Origin of the sequence: Imperialibacter sp., assembly GCF_048007035.1 — a bacterium.
GTDB lineage: Bacteria > Bacteroidota > Bacteroidia > Cytophagales > Cyclobacteriaceae > Imperialibacter.
The window spans coordinates 4,348,571-4,367,020 of record NZ_CP180355.1 but is presented as its reverse complement, the minus strand read 5'-3'; the positions used below and the strand labels follow the sequence as shown (position 1 = coordinate 4,367,020).

15 protein-coding genes are annotated in these 18,450 nt (G+C 46.4%); 12 read left to right on the top strand and 3 right to left on the bottom strand.

All coding sequences use genetic code 11. The features are described from left to right. The first annotated feature begins 67 nt into the window (after window positions 1–67). Together ACMVP2_RS18830 and ACMVP2_RS18825 are read left to right on the top strand one after the other, a co-directional pair. Complete coding sequence (locus tag ACMVP2_RS18830; protein WP_416864623.1) at window positions 68–400, top strand: PadR family transcriptional regulator; 333 nt, start codon at window positions 68–70, stop codon at window positions 398–400. 10 nt (window positions 401–410) lie between these two features. Continuing rightward, window positions 411–3,143, top strand: a complete 2,733-nt coding sequence (locus ACMVP2_RS18825; RefSeq protein WP_416864622.1) for an ABC transporter permease — start codon at window positions 411–413, stop codon at window positions 3,141–3,143. 82 nt (window positions 3,144–3,225) lie between these two features. On the opposite strand, the gene ACMVP2_RS18820 is transcribed toward ACMVP2_RS18825, so the two are convergent. Next, window positions 3,226–4,485, bottom strand: coding sequence for a sensor histidine kinase (locus tag ACMVP2_RS18820; protein WP_416864621.1), 1,260 nt, complete (start codon window positions 4,483–4,485; stop codon window positions 3,226–3,228). Further along, complete coding sequence (locus tag ACMVP2_RS18815; RefSeq protein ID WP_151999101.1) at window positions 4,482–5,183, bottom strand: response regulator transcription factor; 702 nt, start codon at window positions 5,181–5,183, stop codon at window positions 4,482–4,484. The genes ACMVP2_RS18820 and ACMVP2_RS18815 overlap by 4 nt, the downstream gene beginning before the upstream one ends. An 862-nt stretch (window positions 5,184–6,045) precedes the next feature. Between ACMVP2_RS18815 and ACMVP2_RS18810 the strand changes: the two genes are divergently transcribed. The 10 genes from ACMVP2_RS18810 to ACMVP2_RS18765 all read left to right on the top strand — a co-directional run bounded on the left by ACMVP2_RS18810 (window position 6,046) and on the right by ACMVP2_RS18765 (window position 16,815). Beyond that, a complete protein-coding gene (locus ACMVP2_RS18810; protein ID WP_416864620.1) occupies window positions 6,046–6,369 on the top strand; it encodes a hypothetical protein in 324 nt (107 codons plus the stop codon). Continuing rightward, entirely contained in the window at window positions 6,366–7,103 is a 738-nt protein-coding gene (locus tag ACMVP2_RS18805; protein WP_416864619.1) for a hypothetical protein, read from the top strand. The genes ACMVP2_RS18810 and ACMVP2_RS18805 overlap by 4 nt, the downstream gene beginning before the upstream one ends. 210 nt (window positions 7,104–7,313) lie before the next feature. Next, on the top strand, window positions 7,314–8,060 hold the full coding sequence (locus ACMVP2_RS18800) for a DUF6794 domain-containing protein (protein ID WP_416864618.1): 747 nt from the start codon (window positions 7,314–7,316) through the stop codon (window positions 8,058–8,060). Between the two features lie 210 nt (window positions 8,061–8,270). After that, a complete protein-coding gene (locus ACMVP2_RS18795; RefSeq protein ID WP_416864617.1) occupies window positions 8,271–8,846 on the top strand; it encodes a hypothetical protein in 576 nt (191 codons plus the stop codon). A gap of 317 nt (window positions 8,847–9,163) precedes the next feature. After that, window positions 9,164–10,909, top strand: a complete 1,746-nt coding sequence (locus ACMVP2_RS18790; protein ID WP_416864616.1) for a helix-turn-helix domain-containing protein — start codon at window positions 9,164–9,166, stop codon at window positions 10,907–10,909. A 104-nt stretch (window positions 10,910–11,013) separates the two neighbouring features. Continuing rightward, a complete protein-coding gene (locus tag ACMVP2_RS18785) occupies window positions 11,014–12,006 on the top strand; it encodes an NAD(P)-dependent alcohol dehydrogenase (protein WP_416864615.1) in 993 nt (330 codons plus the stop codon). A 42-nt stretch (window positions 12,007–12,048) separates the two neighbouring features. Beyond that, a complete protein-coding gene (locus ACMVP2_RS18780) occupies window positions 12,049–12,759 on the top strand; it encodes a DUF4386 domain-containing protein (protein WP_416864614.1) in 711 nt (236 codons plus the stop codon). A gap of 248 nt (window positions 12,760–13,007) precedes the next feature. Further along, window positions 13,008–14,192, top strand: coding sequence for a PQQ-dependent sugar dehydrogenase (locus ACMVP2_RS18775; protein ID WP_416864613.1), 1,185 nt, complete (start codon window positions 13,008–13,010; stop codon window positions 14,190–14,192). Window positions 14,193–14,333: 141 nt separating this feature from the next. Next, window positions 14,334–15,767 carry an amidohydrolase family protein gene (locus ACMVP2_RS18770; protein WP_416864612.1) on the top strand — a complete coding sequence of 478 codons (1,434 nt, stop codon included), beginning with the start codon at window positions 14,334–14,336 and terminating at the stop codon, window positions 15,765–15,767. Between the two features lie 22 nt (window positions 15,768–15,789). Beyond that, complete coding sequence (locus ACMVP2_RS18765) at window positions 15,790–16,815, top strand: serine hydrolase domain-containing protein (protein WP_416864611.1); 1,026 nt, start codon at window positions 15,790–15,792, stop codon at window positions 16,813–16,815. Window positions 16,816–17,015: 200 nt separating this feature from the next. Here the strand turns inward: ACMVP2_RS18765 and ACMVP2_RS18760 are convergent, their stop codons facing one another. Continuing rightward, the gene (locus ACMVP2_RS18760; RefSeq protein WP_416864610.1) at window positions 17,016–18,449 is read right to left on the bottom strand and encodes a TolC family protein; all 1,434 of its coding nucleotides are present in this window, start codon (window positions 18,447–18,449) and stop codon (window positions 17,016–17,018) included. Between the last annotated feature and the right edge of the window lies 1 nt (window position 18,450).

The window sequence follows — 18,450 nt, the reverse complement described above, 5'->3', positions numbered from 1 at the left end:
GTGCCAGCGCCGTAAAAAGAGGATATAAACGGAGTTACAACGTTTTTAATTCATTACACTACCGATCATGAAGGGAACACATCTTGGAGAATTTGAAGAATTGATACTGCTCACGGTTGCTTTGCTCAATGAAGAAGCCTACGGAGTTGCCATACAAAAAGAGATCAGGAAAAAAGCTGGCAGAAGTGTGGCCATCAGTGCCATACACAGTGCGCTGAATCGTCTTGATTCGAAAGGCTTTGTGGAGTCCGCTTTTGGCGAGGCCACTCCCGAAAGAGGCGGCAAACGAAAGCGTATTTTTAAAGTAACAGCCTTCGGCATCAAGTCGCTGGAGCAGGCCAAGGAGCTAAGAGAAAGCTACTGGACGGAAATTCCTCAGCTCTCGATGGAGGGGATGTAAAATCTGACCAATGCCTACCCTGATAAAAAAGGACAACAGAGAGAATAAAAGACCTGAGCCGCCAGCCTGGGCCACTGGCTTCTTGCATTGGTATTGCCGGGAGGAGCTGGCCGAAGACATAGAAGGGGACATCAGGGAAATATTTGAAGAGACAGCCAGTAAAAAAAACAGCAGGCTGGCCTCGCTGCAATATGTGTGGCATGTGCTCAAGTTTTGTCAGCCCTTTGCCTGGAAAAAAAGGAACAACAAATACAATCAAACTCAATTTAATAATTGGACTATGCTTAAGAATTACATCATTATCGCTTACAGGAGCCTCCTCAAGAAGGTTGGCTACTCGCTGGTGAACATCTTCGGCCTGGCGGTAGGCATCACTGTCTGCCTGCTCATTGTCATTTTTGTACAATACGAGCTCTCCTTCGATAATTTTCAAAAAGACGATGTGTACAGGATCGCCCTCAAAAGAGTATACCCTGAAAGAGAGGTGAATTACGCCTTCATTCCCCACTCCATTGGCCCTCAGTTAAAAGAGGATTTCCCTGAGGTGATCCAATCTGCTAACCTGCTAAAGGCGTTTGCTCCCATTGTGGTGCGTTACAACGACAACTACTTTTATGAAGAAAATATACTTTTCGCAGACAGCACGCTGTTTGAAGTATTGGAGATTCCGTTGATAGAAGGCGACCCCAAAACTGCCCTGAAAGAGCCCAACAGTCTGCTCATCACCGAATCCATGGCCAAAAAATACTTCGGGGATGAGTCGCCTATGGGCAAAAGTATGGAAACCGGACAGGGCAATTTCATTGTGAGGGCCGTGGCCAAAGACTACCCCGGCAACTCCCACATGGCATTTGACTTCATTGGGTCGATGAGCACCTTCCCGTTCATTGCACAGCCCAATTGGATCGGCTTCGACGTGCTTACCTACCTCAAACTACAACCCGGCTCCAATCCGGCCACCCTCGAAAAACAGTTTCCTGAGTTTGTGAAAAAATATGCAGCGGGGCCCATTCAACAGCGCAATGGCATTTCTTACGACGAATACATCGCTGCGGGCAATGGCTACATCTACACACTTCAACCATTGAAGGATATTTACCTTCATTCTAACCTTGAAGGAGAAATAAAAGCCAACGGCAATATCACTTACGTATATATTTTTATTTCAGCGGCCATTTTCATCCTGCTTATTGCCTGCATCAACTTCATGAACCTATCCACCGCCCGCTCCACCGAGAGAGCAAAGGAAGTGGGGATTAGAAAGGTGCTTGGGTCGGTAAGAAATCAGCTGATAGGCCAGTTTATCACCGAATCGATTCTGCTTACCTTGATCAGCTTTGTGCTTGCCATGGTAGCGCTGATATTTATCCTGCCTTTCTTTGCCGATGTATCGCACAGGGCACTCACATTAAATTTCCTGCTGGCACCCGCAACCATTACAGTGATCGTTTTGGTCATTTTCTGCATTGGCTTCCTCGCTGGTGTGTACCCTGCCTTTGTGTTGTCTTCCTTTCAGCCCGCAGCAGTGCTCAAAGGGAAGATGCAAACATCAAAGTATGGCGTTTTTCTTCGCAACGGCCTCGTCGTTTTCCAGTTTGCTATCTCCATCGGCTTGATTTCCTGCACCATGATCATCTTCAACCAAATGAGTTTCATGCTCAATAAGTCTCTGGGCTTTGAAAAAGATCATGTGGTGGTGATTGAAAGTGCCTTCAACGTCAACAGAGACAATTTTCAGAACCCCGATGCCGATGTGTTTCAAATCAGAAGCCGCTACGAAACCTTTGAGAACGAGATCAAAAAGGTGCCTGGAGTGAAAAATGCCACCTACACCTCGGCTATGCCAGGCGACGTAATGCCCGGGTTCATAGTGAGAGTGCCAGGTAGTGGCGAAAAAGAAAGCATGGTAGCGAGAGGACTTTCGGTAGATGAGAGCTTTTTCGAAACGATGCAGATCGAACTTTTGGAAGGACGACTGTTCTCGAAGAGCTTCAACGATTCACTATCTATGATACTTGCGGCCTCCACCGTAGCCAAGCTTGGATTGGAAGACCCCATAGGCAAGAAAATAATCAATGTGAATAATGGCGGCGACACTGACATTACCTATACCATCATAGGAGTCGTCAATGACTTCCATTTTCAGTCGTTGCATGTTGGGCTGGAGCCTGTGGCCATTATTCACGTTAACTCCCCCAATACTTTCATTAACAAAATGGTGGTAAAGGTTGATCCATCCGAGCTAAAGGCTTCTCTGGCCGGTGTGGAAGCAACGTGGAACCAGTTCACGAAAGACACGCCACTGCGTTACTACTATCTGGACGAAAACCTGAAGCGCTTCTATGACGCAGAAAAAACCAGCGGCGATATGTTCACCATTTTTACATCGCTGGCCATCATGATCGCTTGTATTGGCCTGTTTGGCCTGGCTGCTTACACCGCAGGGCAAAAACGCAAAGAAATTGGGGTGCGCAAAGTGATGGGCGCTTCCATCTTCAACATCGTACTGCTGCTAAGCAGGGACTTTACGAAACTTATCCTGATAGCCGTGCTTGTGGCGGTACCTGCCGCCTGGTGGGGCATGGACAAGTGGCTGGATAATTTTGCCTACCGCATCGACATCAGCGTGTGGACATTCCTCCTCGCAGCCCTCACTGCTGTAGTCATTGGCTGGTTAACCGTTGGCTATCAGTCGTTCACAGCCGCCAGCGTAAACCCGGTGAAGTCGTTGAGGTCAGAGTAAAGTTAATTTGAAAACAGACGAGAGAAAGCTGTCCAAAACGGACGGCTTTTTCTATTTCAAGGCCGACTCGAAAATTCTCACTCTAGCCCGGATGGAGGCCAATGACCAGGCTGTAGGCATTGTCTTCTTGCACCACCTTAAAATTGAGCTGATGCCTGTTGCAGATGGCCTTGATAATGGAGGCCCCCACTCCCAGCCCCCTGATAGAAATAAAATCGGCACCCTCGTGAGACAACTCTCCGTGCTCACGGGTGCTGTTGGTAACCTTCAATTCCCTTGGAGTCAGTTTCACCTCAATAAACCCATTCTTGACGTTGTGACGAATACTGTTCGAAATGATGTTGTTCAGCAGCGTATCCATTAGTTGCGGATGGATATCAAGCATCACGTTCGGCACAATCTCAGCTTTCAGGCTAATCTTCTTCAGCTTGATCAGCTCTTCGGTTTGCTCAAGTTTCGAGGCCAGCGTGGCTGAAAAGTCGATATGACCCATTTGATTAAACTGCCCCAGCTCTATTCTTTTCAGGAAAATGAGGGTTTTCTCAAACTCGCTGATGCCTTGAATGGTATTGCGAATGGCCACCAGGCTCCTCAGTTGGTCTTCGCTCAGGCTCTGATCCTGAATGAGCAGGTCGATCTTTCCGTTGACCACCGCAAGGGGTGTTTGCAGTTCGTGGGTAAGGTAGGAGGTGAAATCCTTCAGCTCATCGTACTCACTCTGAAGTCGGCTTGTTATTTCACGAAGGGTGGCGTCAAGCATCTGAAACTCTTTCACGCTGCTTGGTGCACTCACGTATTCACTTGAGCCATCGAGATTGAACCGGGTCAGATTACTGAGTATTCCATGGAAAGGCATCCATATCTTCCGAAAGAAGTAAACATTAAGAAAGGAGATCACCACGGCCATTAAAAGACAAGTAATGACGATGGTAGAGATAACCGACTGGAGTACCTCGTCGTTATCAACCTCTGCTGTGCGTGCCCACACCATGTAATTTCTGCCATTTGTGCTGTACTGAAACCGCAGTTGGCGATACAGGATGGATTCGTCAAGCTTAGGATTATTAATGACTGTATCAGAGAAGACATCCGTCACTGGCAGGTGCAAGACATCCTCCTCTTCTATTTCGTAAATGTCAGCAAATGCATGCTCAATAAATGGACTCTCTCCTTTGTAGTTGTCCAGCAGGTCAATGATATACTGCTTTCTTATTTTCAGCACCTCATCTTCGTTCGTCTCGAGCACCGACTCAATGGACTGGTAAAAAATTCCACCCCCAAGAGCAACCACTATGATAATGGCGGGGAGATTAAAGATGAGTTCTTTTACGACCAGCCTCATGCCACTTCAAACCGGTATCCGATACCGTGAACGTTTTTGATGTTGTCCGTGGCTCCTGCATTCATTAATTTCTTTCGCAGGTTCTTCACATGTGTGTATATGTAGTCGTAGTTATCGGAAAACTCTATGCTTATTCCCCATAGGTGGGCGGCCAGGCTCTCTTTTGTGATCAGGCGGTTTTTGTTAGACATGAGGTAAAGCAGCATCTCAAATTCCTTCTTGGTCAACTCAAGCTCCACATCATGCACAAATGCCTTGAACTCGTTGGGGTAAACAGAGATAGATTCCGAAACCACCTGATGGCGGCTATCGCCCAACTTCCTTCTCAGCACCGACCTGATCCGGGCATTCAGCTCATGCAGGTCGAAAGGCTTGGTGAGGTAGTCGTCGGCCCCGAGATCCAGCGACTGCACTTTGTCCTCAGTCATGTTGTGAGACGAGATGATGATGATGCCTGTTTTTTGCTGTTTTGACTTGATGAGATTGATGAGTGAGTTGCCACTGCCGTCGGGCAGGTTGATGTCGATCAGGCACACATCGTAGTTCTCGTTCTTTATTTCCTGCTGCGCCGACCGATAGGTTTCCACAGCCACCACCACATACTTCTCCTCTTCCAGGAAAGTCCTGATTGCCTTTAGTAATTGGTATTCGTCTTCTACAAGAAGTACCCTTACTTCCTTCATTTCGACTTTTGACATTGAACGATACAATTTACTAGAAATCGTTATTTACTAAGCCAGCCCGGGCGATTAAGTTGCCCGGCTATCTCCCTGCTGCAACTAAAAGGAACCCTCAACCAAATGTCAACTTTGTATTGTGCAAGCCCCGGCAGCCCTGGGCTGCATCCCCCAATGGCCGCCACCCGGGCCTGCAAACAACCAACTGAAAGAATAAAACAAGTGATGAGTATCACTCCTTTACAGGAAACCTGTTAAACGCAAAAAATCATCATGCAACCTTCAACTCTTTTGCGATAACCCATTCTTTCGATACCACAAATTTCACCTATGATTTCTGAAGTATTTTGGGAGCAATCCTGAAGTTTTCCTGAACATTTAGCATCAAAATATTCATTTGTCGCAATCATTCGGTATAATCCGAACAATCAGGGGATTGAGAGGCAGAAGAGCTTACCACCACCCAAGTCAATCCGCATACTCCTACCGCAGACGTTGATCAGATAAAAACCCCAATGAACAGGGCAAACGCATTTAAAACAAAAAGGAGTCAAATTTTTTTCAAAGCTGTTTTTTTACCCCGACCCTTAAGGGTGAAACAGCTTTGAAATTCGTCTTTCCCTTTAGGGCTAGGGTAAAAAGAAGAATTTCGAAGCCAAATGGTTTTAAATGCGTTTGCCCTGCCCCAATGAACGGATTGGATGAATGAGTTGAAAAATATATGTTTATTATAGGGGTTTGGAATAAAAACCTGGATCAAAAACTCCTATCTTTCTATGGTGGGGTGCACCCAAGTCTGAGTTGGGATTTGGGGTTGTAAAAATGTTATCAGCAAGAATACGTGACGGAAAGAATCACTACATTGGATCAACTTGAGAGTGCTATGGATTCAAGCTTGGTCTCAACTGAACTGAGAGAAATAGCAGAACTATTTGCGTCGGCTATGCAAGACTGGCCGACTCCAGATATCGAATCTATCTCGCAATTCGTAAGTGAACTTTCGGCCTATTTTGGTCAGCCAATTACTGAGCAACGACTGAAAGCGGTGCCATTTTCAGGTGTTAACAGTTGGGAACTTGAAAGCGGCGCAACATTGATTCTGATGTTGGAAAAGGCACTCAGGTTGTTCAAAGCAGATAATGTGGAGACGGCCCTCGAAAAACTTTTGACCTCTTTAGAACGACAAATTCACGACGGACAAACATGACTGCTCGCATACTCGTAATCCTTGGCATGGCTGCTTCAAGCCTTTACGGCCAAAATATCCTACGGTCACCGACCTATTTCGAGATGGTGCCAGGCGCTTATGAATTGCAAAGTACGTCGCCAAGATTCAGCACGACAGCTAAAATTGATGCTCAATTAGAAATCGAACGCATTCAAGGAAACACTGGCTATATTGTTCCTCCCAAGAATGGCGTAACTCTTTTCAAGAACAGCTCACCGAAATCTTCCATTGACGTGGCGGGACGACTTTACTCAAATTCGATTATCGAACTTTTTGAAATCGAGTATCGAACAACCTATCAAAATCCTGATACCACCTGGAAATTCTCGCACGAAGTCTGGTATAAAATATTCATTAATGGACAAGTATACTTCACTGATTTTAGAGTTCATGAATTAGAAATGGCCAGACAGCTCCCTAAATTCAGCCAAGATGTCGCCCTTGCCTTTCAGGACACTGGATACGATTACTTTTATGATAATGGCTACCCTGAACACTTTCACTTCTTGGCATTCAAGAAAACAGCAGGTGGCCTTGTCCTGGAATTCGATAGCCAAGAACTAGACTTTAAATGCGATTGTGAATTTTGGGAACTTGACACTGACACCTACGAATGGAAAATATTGGACAACGGCTCGCTGTTCATCAAGCTGGACGGCTACAAGGATAGCTTTGTTGGAACTTGGGACGGAAGAAGTCTGACCAAGGAATAAAAGCTGATAACACAACAGTAAAGTGAATGTGGGCTTCACCAGTTATCAAAGGTCAGTTGGCTTGGATTCTCCGCCACATAGTTTAATTTTATCATCGCCTAACCTTCGCAGAAGCTTCGGTTGACAAGGCGGGGCTAAGAGCTAGTGGGAGCCGAGCTGCATTAAAACCCCCACGCCCTCATTTTACCGAGGTTGGCATCAATTATCTAGATGAGGCACATTTTTCTGACATTATCATTTTTCGCTATCTGTATCGGTGCGTACGGACAAAATCCAACAAAGGAGGACTGGAAATATAGGCCAGTTGATCTTGAGGATGCGGTGAGACATATGAGTAAGCTGACCGATGATTCAACTAAGCAATGGATTAAGAGTCTAGATGAAACCGAATACATAGGGCAGGTGCATTTTTCACAAGGAATGTGGATCAGGAATACTTGGCATTTATGGAAGGGCGGTGAGCTCGCATCCTATTTTAACTCTATTGGTATTCAACACCCAGACGACATGTCGGGAATAATCTTCAGATGTTTCTATCGTGAACTAACAGGCAACCCTTGGGACGTTGAAGAGCAGATTGAATACTACCAGACCTATTGGGAAAATGCTGAAGAACATCAACGTAGAATGGAAACTGATACAGCCTACGTTCGACAGCAGCAGGAAGCCGGCGAAAAAAGAGTGCATGAATTTTATGAAAAACGAAAATTAGAACTTCCTATTGGAGCCAAAGTAAGGTTTGTTGTTAAAAATAAGTGTGGTGCTTTTAGCGGTGGATATACAGTTCTTTTCGGGCGTATCTTAGAATACAAGGATTCTGAATCATTAGTAGAAATTACTGGCTATAGAGAACCCAAAAAAGCCAATGGGGTAGAACGTTGCAACGACATTAGTGAGAATAAAATCCTTGTAGATATTCAAGACCTTCAAGAAGCCGATGATACTGACAACCGGTAAAAATGACGCTAACACAACGGTTGAATGAATATGGGCTTCACCAGTTATCACGGGTTAGTTGGCTTGGATTGTTCGCCACAAAGTATAATTTTATCATTGCCCAACCTTGGCTGAAGCTTCGGTTGGCAAGGCGGGGCTAAGTGCTAGTGGATTCGGAGCTGCATTACCCCTCCCACGCACGATAGCTGGTCTTTGTATCACATTACCTTCATGACGAAAAAAGAACTACCCAAATTAATCCCCTTTGGAATTGCATCAATTCTGGTATTGACTCATGTAATTCAAACGCTTCTGAAACCGGGTTATGTGAACGCAGACGGTAACGAAGTAACTTATGCCGTTTCCGACTCAGTAATGTTCTGCGGTTTCGGTCTGTTAATAGTGTTGACTCTAATTCTGCTGAACAAACAGGTATGGAAGTTCATTTTCACCATATTAACGCTTTTGGCTTTTACACCATGGATTAGTTTTTACAATCAGACTTTTTCATTTGGAATCGGAATAATTTCATTTGAAGTAACTGCGCTGAGTCTACTAATTTTCCATCTAGCTCTTAACCCTGAAGTATTTCAATCCTTTAAAGCATCCATAACACCTAAACCGGAATCGGAGGAATCAAAACAGGCAAAATTTGAGTCATCTGTGCTGCGTTTCGAAAACAAGTTTGAAGGCAAATCCCATGCAGAATTACAAAGGATGCTGTCTCAAAACGAACTAGTTCCCGAAGCCATCGAGGCCGCTAAAAGACTACTGGAACGAGATAAAAGTGCTGCAACACGCCGCTAAGAATGAATGTGGCTTCACCAGTTACCATAGGGTTGCTAGCTTGGATTTTCGGGGACGCCTAGTCCGCCACAAATCAAAATTTCTTGTCGGCTTTCCTTTGTAAGCTATATAAAACACCTACAATCTTTCTAGCGACTAATACCAAACACACCCCAAAACCACCCACCCTTCTCCCATTATCTTTGGCCCAGATATTTCACCATGGGAAACTAAAAAAATCGAGTTATTTTCGAACTGAACTATTTTAATAAGCATCCGTCATTCTTAGTACTCCCACGCACATAAAGACCTCCATTGCGGTTCTGCCCTTCGTTAACATGAGTGCCGATGGCGAGAACGAATACTTCTGCGATGGCATCACCGAAGAGATCATTAATGCGCTGGCCAGAGTCACAGAGCTCAAGGTTACTTCCCGCACTTCCAGCTTCTATTTTAAGCATCACAAAGCATCCATTCAGGAGATAGGCGAAAAGCTGAATGTGTCGGCAATACTGGAAGGAAGTGTGCGGGTGGGTGGCAATATGCTAAGGATCACCGCACAACTGATCGAAGTAGCGACGGATTCACATTTCTGGTCACAAACCTGGGACAGAAAGCTCGAAAACATCTTTGAAATACAGGATGAAATCAGCCTCCATATTGCAGACAAGCTCAGAGAACAGTTTGGGCACATGGAGATCGGAGACCACCTGGCAAAGTCCCCCACTCAGAACCTCAATGCCTATGAGCTATTACTCAAAGGAAAATACCTGTTTAACCACTGGAACCCCGAGGATGTCAACAAAGCGATCAGTCTTTTTGAACAAGCCATCGATCAGGATCCTGATTTGCTGGACGCTCACATGGGATTGTCAGATGCCTATGGATTTCTGGCTACGGCTGGTTTTGCTCCAAGAGAGGCCTCCTGGAAGAAAGCTTTTGAGCACATGAAGATTGTGGAGCGCATTAACCCGAACCATGCACCACTCAACTATCAGCTTGCCAATCATGCCTTTTTTACGGAAGCCGATTACAATAAAGCTTTCAAATACACCCTGAGAAGCATCGAGTCGAGACCCACCTACCCTGAGGGGCAGCAGTTCATGGCTTTCCTGTATCTGCTCAAAAACGACACAACAAAAGCGAATGAGCATCTGCAATATGTCCGCTCCGTCGACCCGCTCAATCAGGAAACGCTGTTCTATCAGGCCTACTACTTTTACCGAACGGAGGATTTTGAGAAAGCAGTTGCGATCTGCCAACAGTTGCTCGAAACAAACGCCAAAAACCTTCCGGCCTACATGGTTCATTGCTACTGTCTGTTTCATCTGGGGCGGATGGATCAGGTGATTGAAGAAACTGCTAACATGCCGGATGAAATCATGATACCCGACGAAAGAGCAGGCATCAACGCACTGGCCTACCTAATGAAGGGGGATAGCAAAAAGGCAGCGCCCTATGTGACTCAGGTGATGGCCAAGTCCAACGAAAACGCTTCTTTTCAGGCAGATGCCTATGCTTTCTGGATCTATGCGCAGCAGTCCAAAGCAGACGAAGCCTTTGCCATCGTCGAAAAGTTGTTTACGCATCAGTCGTCCATATTGCTACTCAATTATTATGATCCGTTGGCGAAGAACCTCAGAGAGGACGAGCGATTCCGGCGGTATGCTGATCGGATCTATCCGGAGTTGAAACATAAGGAGCCAACCCCAAAGACCAATACATCGCAACTGGATGAGGCCACGGCCGCCGCTTATGAGGAAAAGCTGATGGCATTCGTTAATGATGAGTTGCCTTATCTGAATCCCTCACTCAGCCTGAGGTCGCTGGCCGAGCAAATCGAGATGCATCCCAATCAGCTATCGTGGCTGCTCAATGAGAAAATCGGCAAAAACTTCAATGAGTTCATCAACAACTATCGGATCGGGCATTTCAAAAAGCTGGCGGTAGATCCGGCCAACTCACATATTTCGCTGGTTGGGCTGGCTTTCGAAAGTGGGTTTAATTCCAAAACGGTCTTCAATACTTACTTCAAAAAAGCAGAAGGAATAACTCCCAGCGCCTTCCTGAAGCTGCATTCATAGCCGAATGAGTTCCGTTTTATAATTCCGAACCTATCGCCATTGATTCGGAACACATGCCCCTGCCCTTTGCTTTTTCTTTGCTTCATCATTAAAAACTCAAAAGCATGAAAGCAAATCAAATGAAAGCTATTGTCGCCAGCGGATACGGCACACCGGAAGTGTTAAAATTCACCTCTGTAGAAAAGCCAATCCCCGGACCGAAAGATGTACTAGTCAAGGTAATGGCATCTGCCGCCACAACTGCCGATGCCATGATGCTCACTGGCAAACCTTATGTCGCCAGGTTATTCGTCGGCCTGACAAAACCGAAGCATCCTATTCCAGGCACAGGGTTTGCCGGAGTGGTTGAAGCCGTCGGCAGTGAGGTCACCCAGTTCGCCGTGGGCGACGAGGTGTTCGGTGAAACAACCCTTGGCTTCAGCACCAATGCAGAGTACGTAGTGGTGCCCGCCAATGGAGTAATGCTCCCCAAGCCGACTTCCCTGCCCTTCGCAGAGGCAGCCAGCTATTGCGACGGTCATTTAACCTCCTACAATTTTCTCAAGCGGATAGCGCAGGTGCAGTCTGGTCAGCGGGTGTTGGTCAATGGCGCTGCCGGCAGCCTGGGCACATCAGCCATACAGATCGCCAAATACCTGGGCGCTCACGTGACGGGAGTGTGCAGCAGCAAAAACACAGGAATGGTAAAATCGCTGGGTGCAGATGAAGTCATCGACTATCAAAAACAGGATTTCACCCGGTTAACTGCTCAGTATGATGTCATTTTTGACACAGTCGGAAAGACACCATTTGCCAAAGCCAAAAAGGCACTGACTGAGCGAGGCATGTACCTGTCGCCAGTTCTCCGGTTTTCGCTGCTCATGCACATGATTACCTCCTCACTTTTTGGCAAAAAGAAAGCAAAGTTTGAAGCGACAGGTGCCAATGCGGACGACACGCTGAAAACGACGCTGCTGGAAGTAATCGAGCTTCATAATAATGGCCACCTGAAAACAGTGATAGACAGGCAATACCCACTCGAAAGGGTTGCTGAAGCACATCACTACATCGCCTGTGGGCACAAAAAAGGCAATGTGGTCATAGTAGTGGCAGCATAAGGAAACGAATCAATCTGGTCAATTCTTAAATACCTCTCAATCATGGAAAACTCAAATAGAAAAGACGCTATCGTCGCCGGTGTTTCACTCATTATCATGGCCCTTGCAGCCGGTTATGCTTATGGCTATGTGCAGAGCAGCCTGGTAGTAGCTGGTAATCCAGCAGCTACACTCACCAATCTCAACAACGCACCTGGCCTGTTCGGTAGTGGCGTCATCGGATGGATGATCATCCTCATCACCGACCTGCTGGTGGCATGGAGTCTTTACCGATTCTTTGCCCATGTAGATGCTAAAATCTCCTTTGCTACCGGTCTGGTGCGGGCTGTCTACTCGGCCATCCTGGCTTTTGCCATCTTCCATTTGGGTGGTGTGTGGCAAATGCTTTTCTCTGCCAATCAGGATGCGGTGGCCCTGATGAACCTGGTGGCTGGCTTTGAAAAATACTGGTCGCTTGGCCTCATCCTGTTTGGTGTTCACCTTTTGGGGCTGGGGTACCTTTCCCTAAAATCCAACACCGTTCCAAAGTGGATGGGCTGGTCGTTGTATGTTGCCGGACTTAGCTATATGACCATCCATGCAGCCAAAGCCATTGCTCCTCAGGCCGCCGATGCAATTGCCATGGCTGAAATGATCCTGGGCGCACCCATGGCTATTGCCGAGCTGGCACTGGCTGTGTGGTTGGTGTGGAAAGGCGGAAAGCGCAAAAGGCAACTGCCTGGCCAGAGCCATCCTATGCAGTTTGCGTCATAGTTTATAGCCCCGCATCATAATTTATGGGCCTTCCTTAAACTTGATGGATTTCGCCGCATAGCTCATAACTGGCCTCTGCACTTCTGACAGACCTTTGTACAGTCAAAAACATTTAAGCTGATAAGACTATGAAATAGCCATAAGGGATGCCATACCCAACGGAATGAATAACCTGTCAACAGACTAAGATCTATTCCGTAATGGTACAGGCTATTCCATCTGGCCGCTAAAAAGTAAATTTTATACAGATGAAATTAATTACAATTCTTTGGCTGCTGGCGCTCTCTTTTGGTTGCCTGGTTAGCTGCAAACAAAACCTTGTGCTGGTTCCGGATTCTCCCTATACCGTAAGCGATGATGCTTTTACTACTAAAACCATAGCGAGTGGCTTTAACATCCCCTATGGAATAGCCATTGTGGGTGAAAATGAATACTTCATTACTGACAGGGTAGGGAAAATGTTCCGCTTTGAGGACAGCACCCTTACAGAGATCAATGGAATGCCGGAGGTGGCGACTTTTGGCACCCCGGGTTTAGCTGCCATTATGCACGGTGGGTTAATGGATGTAAGTCTTCATCCTGACTACTCAACCAATTCCTGGATATACATTTCCTATCTGGCATCGGACGGCTTTGCCAAAGTATCCCGGCTTAAAGTACAGGACAATACTGTCTCTCAGTTGGAAACTATTTTCACCACCCGGCACCAAAACTACACCGGCAACGGCATGCGGATAGTGTGGGAAGACGAAACTCATTTTTTTCTCAACATCGGAAATTCTGATTTCTCAACCAGTGAGTATCCAGTATTACATGCACAAGACCTCAACCACGATGCAGGAAAGATTCACCGGTTAATGGATGATGGAAGTGTCCCTGCAGATAATCCCGTCTTCGATGGGTATGCTTCTCCTACCACCATTTGGAGCTATGGGCACCGGGACGTGCAGGGTCTGGTTTTTGAAGCATCCACTCACACCCTTTTTGGGATTGAGCATGGCCCCAAAGGCGGGGATGAGTTCAATATAATAGAGAAGGGAAAGAATTATGGCTGGCCGCTTTTCACTTACGGCATCAACTACGACGGTGCGTGGGTATCTACTATTTCCGAAGATTCTGCTGCTAAGTTCACAGTTTTTCCAGCGCACTACTGGACGGTTCCAACCCGAGACGGTGGCCAGGCTGTTGCCCCTGCCTGTTTGTTAAAGGTGAGCGAAAGCAATATTTCGGACTGGAACGATTATTTTATTTTTGGTTCGCTGGCCTTTAGAAGGCTGATAAAATACAACCACAAAACGGGCGAAACTTTTGGCTTGTCGATAAAAGGCAGAGTCAGGACAGTCAAACAACTTCCCGGCGGAGACATCATCGCACTGATTGAGAGAAGCGACCTGCGAAAAGCCAATGGTAAAATTATCAGGATAGGGAATTAGCATCCAAAAAGCTTACGAAATCGACTACACCGGTTAAAATGGCGAAAAAAACCGCTTTTAAGAGCATGACCGGGATGAGATTTGTATTTTAACTGGTTTAAAGGAGATAAATATTTTTTTACAAACTGAAACGTAGATAGCATGAAAATTTTGAAAATAACTGCTCTGGCCGTTGGCGTTCTCATTTTGATGATGGTTTTGGTGGCAGCCGGAGCTTTGATTATTGATAAAAGGGGAACCGCCTACCTGGAAGTCAAAGGCAATCCAGCATTTGAATCCAACACTTACCTGATCACAAACGTCAATATTGTGCCAATGACCGCCGACACAGTGCTTCTGAATCAAATGGTGCTTATTCAGGATGGCGTGATTGCCAGGATAGCAGATGCAATAACCGACTCAAAAGCAAAAGTGTTTGATGCCGGAGGAGGGTACCTTACGCCGGGTCTGGTCGATATGCATGTTCATGTGTGGGACGAGTATGAGCTTGGCCTTTATTTGGCAAATGGTGTCACTACTGTGAGAAACCTGTGGGGGCAACCAATGCACCTGCGCATGAAAAAAGCCATAAGTAACGAAGAGGTCATTGGGCCTTTGTTTTTTACTTCCGGCCCCAAACTCACAGGCCCCGAGTATATGGGCGATGATAATCTTCAGCTGTTCACTGCCGAGGAGGCCTATTCAAAAGTTGCCGAATACAAAGAACGAGGGTATGATTTCATCAAGACCTATTACGGACTGACCGGCGAGCTCTTTGATGCGGTAGTGGAAAAAGGGCGGGAATTAGATTTTGACATTGTTGCACACCCAAGCCCCAAGGTGCCTTATAGTTACCATTTCAAGCCTGAAATCGTTACCATTGAGCATGCCGAGGACATTGTACAACAACCGCTGGAGTATCGCCTGGACACTGCCAGGCTAAGTGAGGTGGTCGATCTCTATGCCACGCACCCACATACTGCACATTGTCCTACTCTCGTGGTTTATTACAATATTTACCGACTCCTGACAGAAGATAACATTCTAAACTCGGAAGGGCTGGCATACATGAACCCTCTCATTCGAACCGTAGACAGCCAGGCACAGTTTGACCGCTGGGCAGGCACGAAGAGCAGTGATTCAACCATAGTGAGCAGGATCAAAGACCAACACGATTTCCATTTGCTTGCCATCAAAAAATTGCATGAACGACAGGTGAAGATCGTTGCCGGTACGGATGCTGGCATTGGCGTAACACCGCCTGGTTATTCCCTGCACGAGGAACTGAATTTCTACACACAAGCGGGCATGAGCAACTATCAGGCACTTCAAACGGCCACAATTAATCCCTCAGAAACCCATGATTTCTTAAGTAACCAGGGAAGTATTGAAATTGGAAAGCTAGCCAATTTAATTCTGACGAAAGACAATCCTCTGGATCGCCTGGAAGTGCTTAGGAATCCTCAAATGGTGATGGTACGGGGACGGATGATCAAACAAGAAATGCTTGATGAGTTTAAGCAAAAAGCCAGGAATCGAAGCAATCTGCTGGCTTCAGCCCTCAGGTATGCTGAGAATTTAATAATAGAAAAGTAAACTAACCCTTACAGTGTCAAATATGAACAATATAAAACGAGTACTCAGAATAGTATTTATTCTTGCAAGCATCGGCTCCCTGTACTTTGTGCCGTGGCCTATCGTATGGGCCTGGATACTCCCCCTTCCTGATACAGTTCAGGCACAAGTAGACGAAGCGCTTGATCATGGATTTGACGGAATCATTGTTTATGTAGATCAGGCTGGTAAGGAACCTGGCTTTTACGCTGCAGGCTGGCATGATCGAAAAGCCAAAATACCGGCCAACCCACACGCCTTATTCAAGATTGCCAGCATTACCAAGCTATATGTGGCTGTGGCTACCACAAAATTAGTCAAAAACGGACGTTTGTCTCTGGACAAAACACTTGCAGAGTACTTTCCAGCGCTTGCGGGAAGAATTGAAAATTCAGACAAAATAACCCTGCGGCATATGCTACAGCATCGGAGTGGTATTCCCAATTTTGTTGACCACCCTGACTATTGGAAAAACCCTCCAAAAAACAAAGAAGAAACACTTGGGTATGCACTGGATTTACCAGCAGACTTTGAACCAGGTGAGGACTATGGCTATTCAAATACCAATTATATGCTGATTTCTGACCTCATTGAGAAAGTGGTGGGCTATAGCCATCAGCAGTATATAAAGGAGGAGATTTTGATCCCACTTGGGCTCAAAAATACTTTCGGCTCACTCAGTGAAGTGGATATAGACGATGTAATGAGTGGCTATTATGTAGGTATTGATGAAGACTTTAAATATGAAGATACGGGCTTAATAATTGCTACAGCCGAGGATGTTGGCACATTCATAAGAGCATTGAACGATGGGTCGGTGTTCGATGAAGGGGAACAGGAAATCTATTCCTCCATCTACGAGTATGAACATACAGGGCTGCTTGTCGGCTATCAGAGCATTGCTGAATACCACAAGGACATTGACACTGTTGTAATTCAATTCACGAATACAACCAATTTTGATGGCTACAACTGGAATTTATCGGAGGTGGTCTATAGCAGGATTGTTAAAATCTTACGAAAGCAATGAAGTCTGAGTAAAGAAATCCACTTCATGGCCGGTTGCCACTCTGCTTTTAATCCAGACCTCCAGCCATACAAGAGAAAAAAAGCCCCCGAAATCTTTCGACTTCGGAGGCCTTTTGTGGAGTTGTTCTACTACTGTTACTTCAATCGATCAACCTTTTTCCTAACCCAGACAGCTCCATTTCTTACATTTGGCGGTCGTGCTTACCTCCATCCACCACCCAGCGCCTGATACACATTTACCACAGCGTGCATTTGCGCCATTTTGGTATCAATCAGCTCAAACCTTGATTCCAGCGCATCTCTTTGAGTCAGCAGCACCTCCATGTAATCGGCCCGGGCTGAGCGAAACAGATTGCTGGAAATGTCGACCGACTCTGTCAGCGCTTCGACCTGAAGTGATTTCAGTTCGAAAGTATTTGACAGGTTGCCGATATTGGACAGCTGATTAGCCACTTCAATGTAAGCGGTCAATATGGTTCGCTCGTAATTGTACACCGCCTGTATCTGCATGGCATTGGCGCTTGAATAAGCTGCCTTGATGGCATTTTTGTTGATCAAAGGCCCCGCTAAATCCGCCGCCAGGCCATATATCAGCGACTCAGGCATTTTCACCAGGTCAATCGGGTTAAACGCCTGAAAGCCCAGCCCGGCAGAAAGCCCCAGCGAAGGATAGAACCTGGCTTTGGCCACCTGCACGTCCAGTTTGGCTGCTACCAGATCTAACTCGGCCTGCCTTACATCGGGACGATTTTCGAGCAGCTGAGCGGGAACACCAGCATTCAGCACGTTGGGTACCAGGTCAATAAAGCTTTGTGAGTTGCGCTGAATAGGTTGTGGAAACCGGCCAACCAGAAAATTGAGCTTGTTCTCAGTTTCGATGATCTGCTGCTGAATACCGAACTGAAGGCTTCTGGTGTTGAGTACCTGCGCCTCAAACCTGCGAACCGCCAACTCAGTTACCCGGGCCGATTGCTTCTGCAGCCTTACTATTTGCAGGGCATTGCTTTGTATTTCAATGTTCTGCTGTACTATTCTCAGCTGATTATCCAGCGCCAGCAGTTCGTAGTAGGAGTTGGCAATTTCGGCAATCAGGTTGGTCACCAGAAAGTTCTTGCCCTCCACTGTCCCCAGGTACCTGTTGAAGGCTGATTTTTTTGCATTGCGCAGCTTGTGCCAAATGTCCACTTCCCATGAAGCATACAGCCCCGCCATGAAATCGGGCAGCGGGTCTGGCGTTTCCATTCCTGGCTTAATTTCCGTCGTAGCCTCGCTGGAACCTTTGCTTGTGTAGCGGCCAGGCTTATCGACCCCTGCACCCGCACCATAGCCAACAAAAGGTAAATACTCTCCTTTTCTGGCCTGCACTTCGTTTCTGGCAATTTGAATTTCCTGCAACACAATGTTCAACTCCTGGTTGTTTTGCAAAGCTGTGTCAATCAGGGAGATCAGGTACGGGTCGGTAAAATAGTTCTGCCACCGAACCTTGCCAGTATTGGTGGTGTCCTGCGAACTGTTGTAGCTCGCAGGCACTGCCTTGCTCTCTGTTTTTTGTACTAAGTCGGGCGTTTTGCAGGCCCAAACCGCCAAGGAAAGGCAGGCCACTCCAACCCATTTATATATGATTCGTTTCAACATG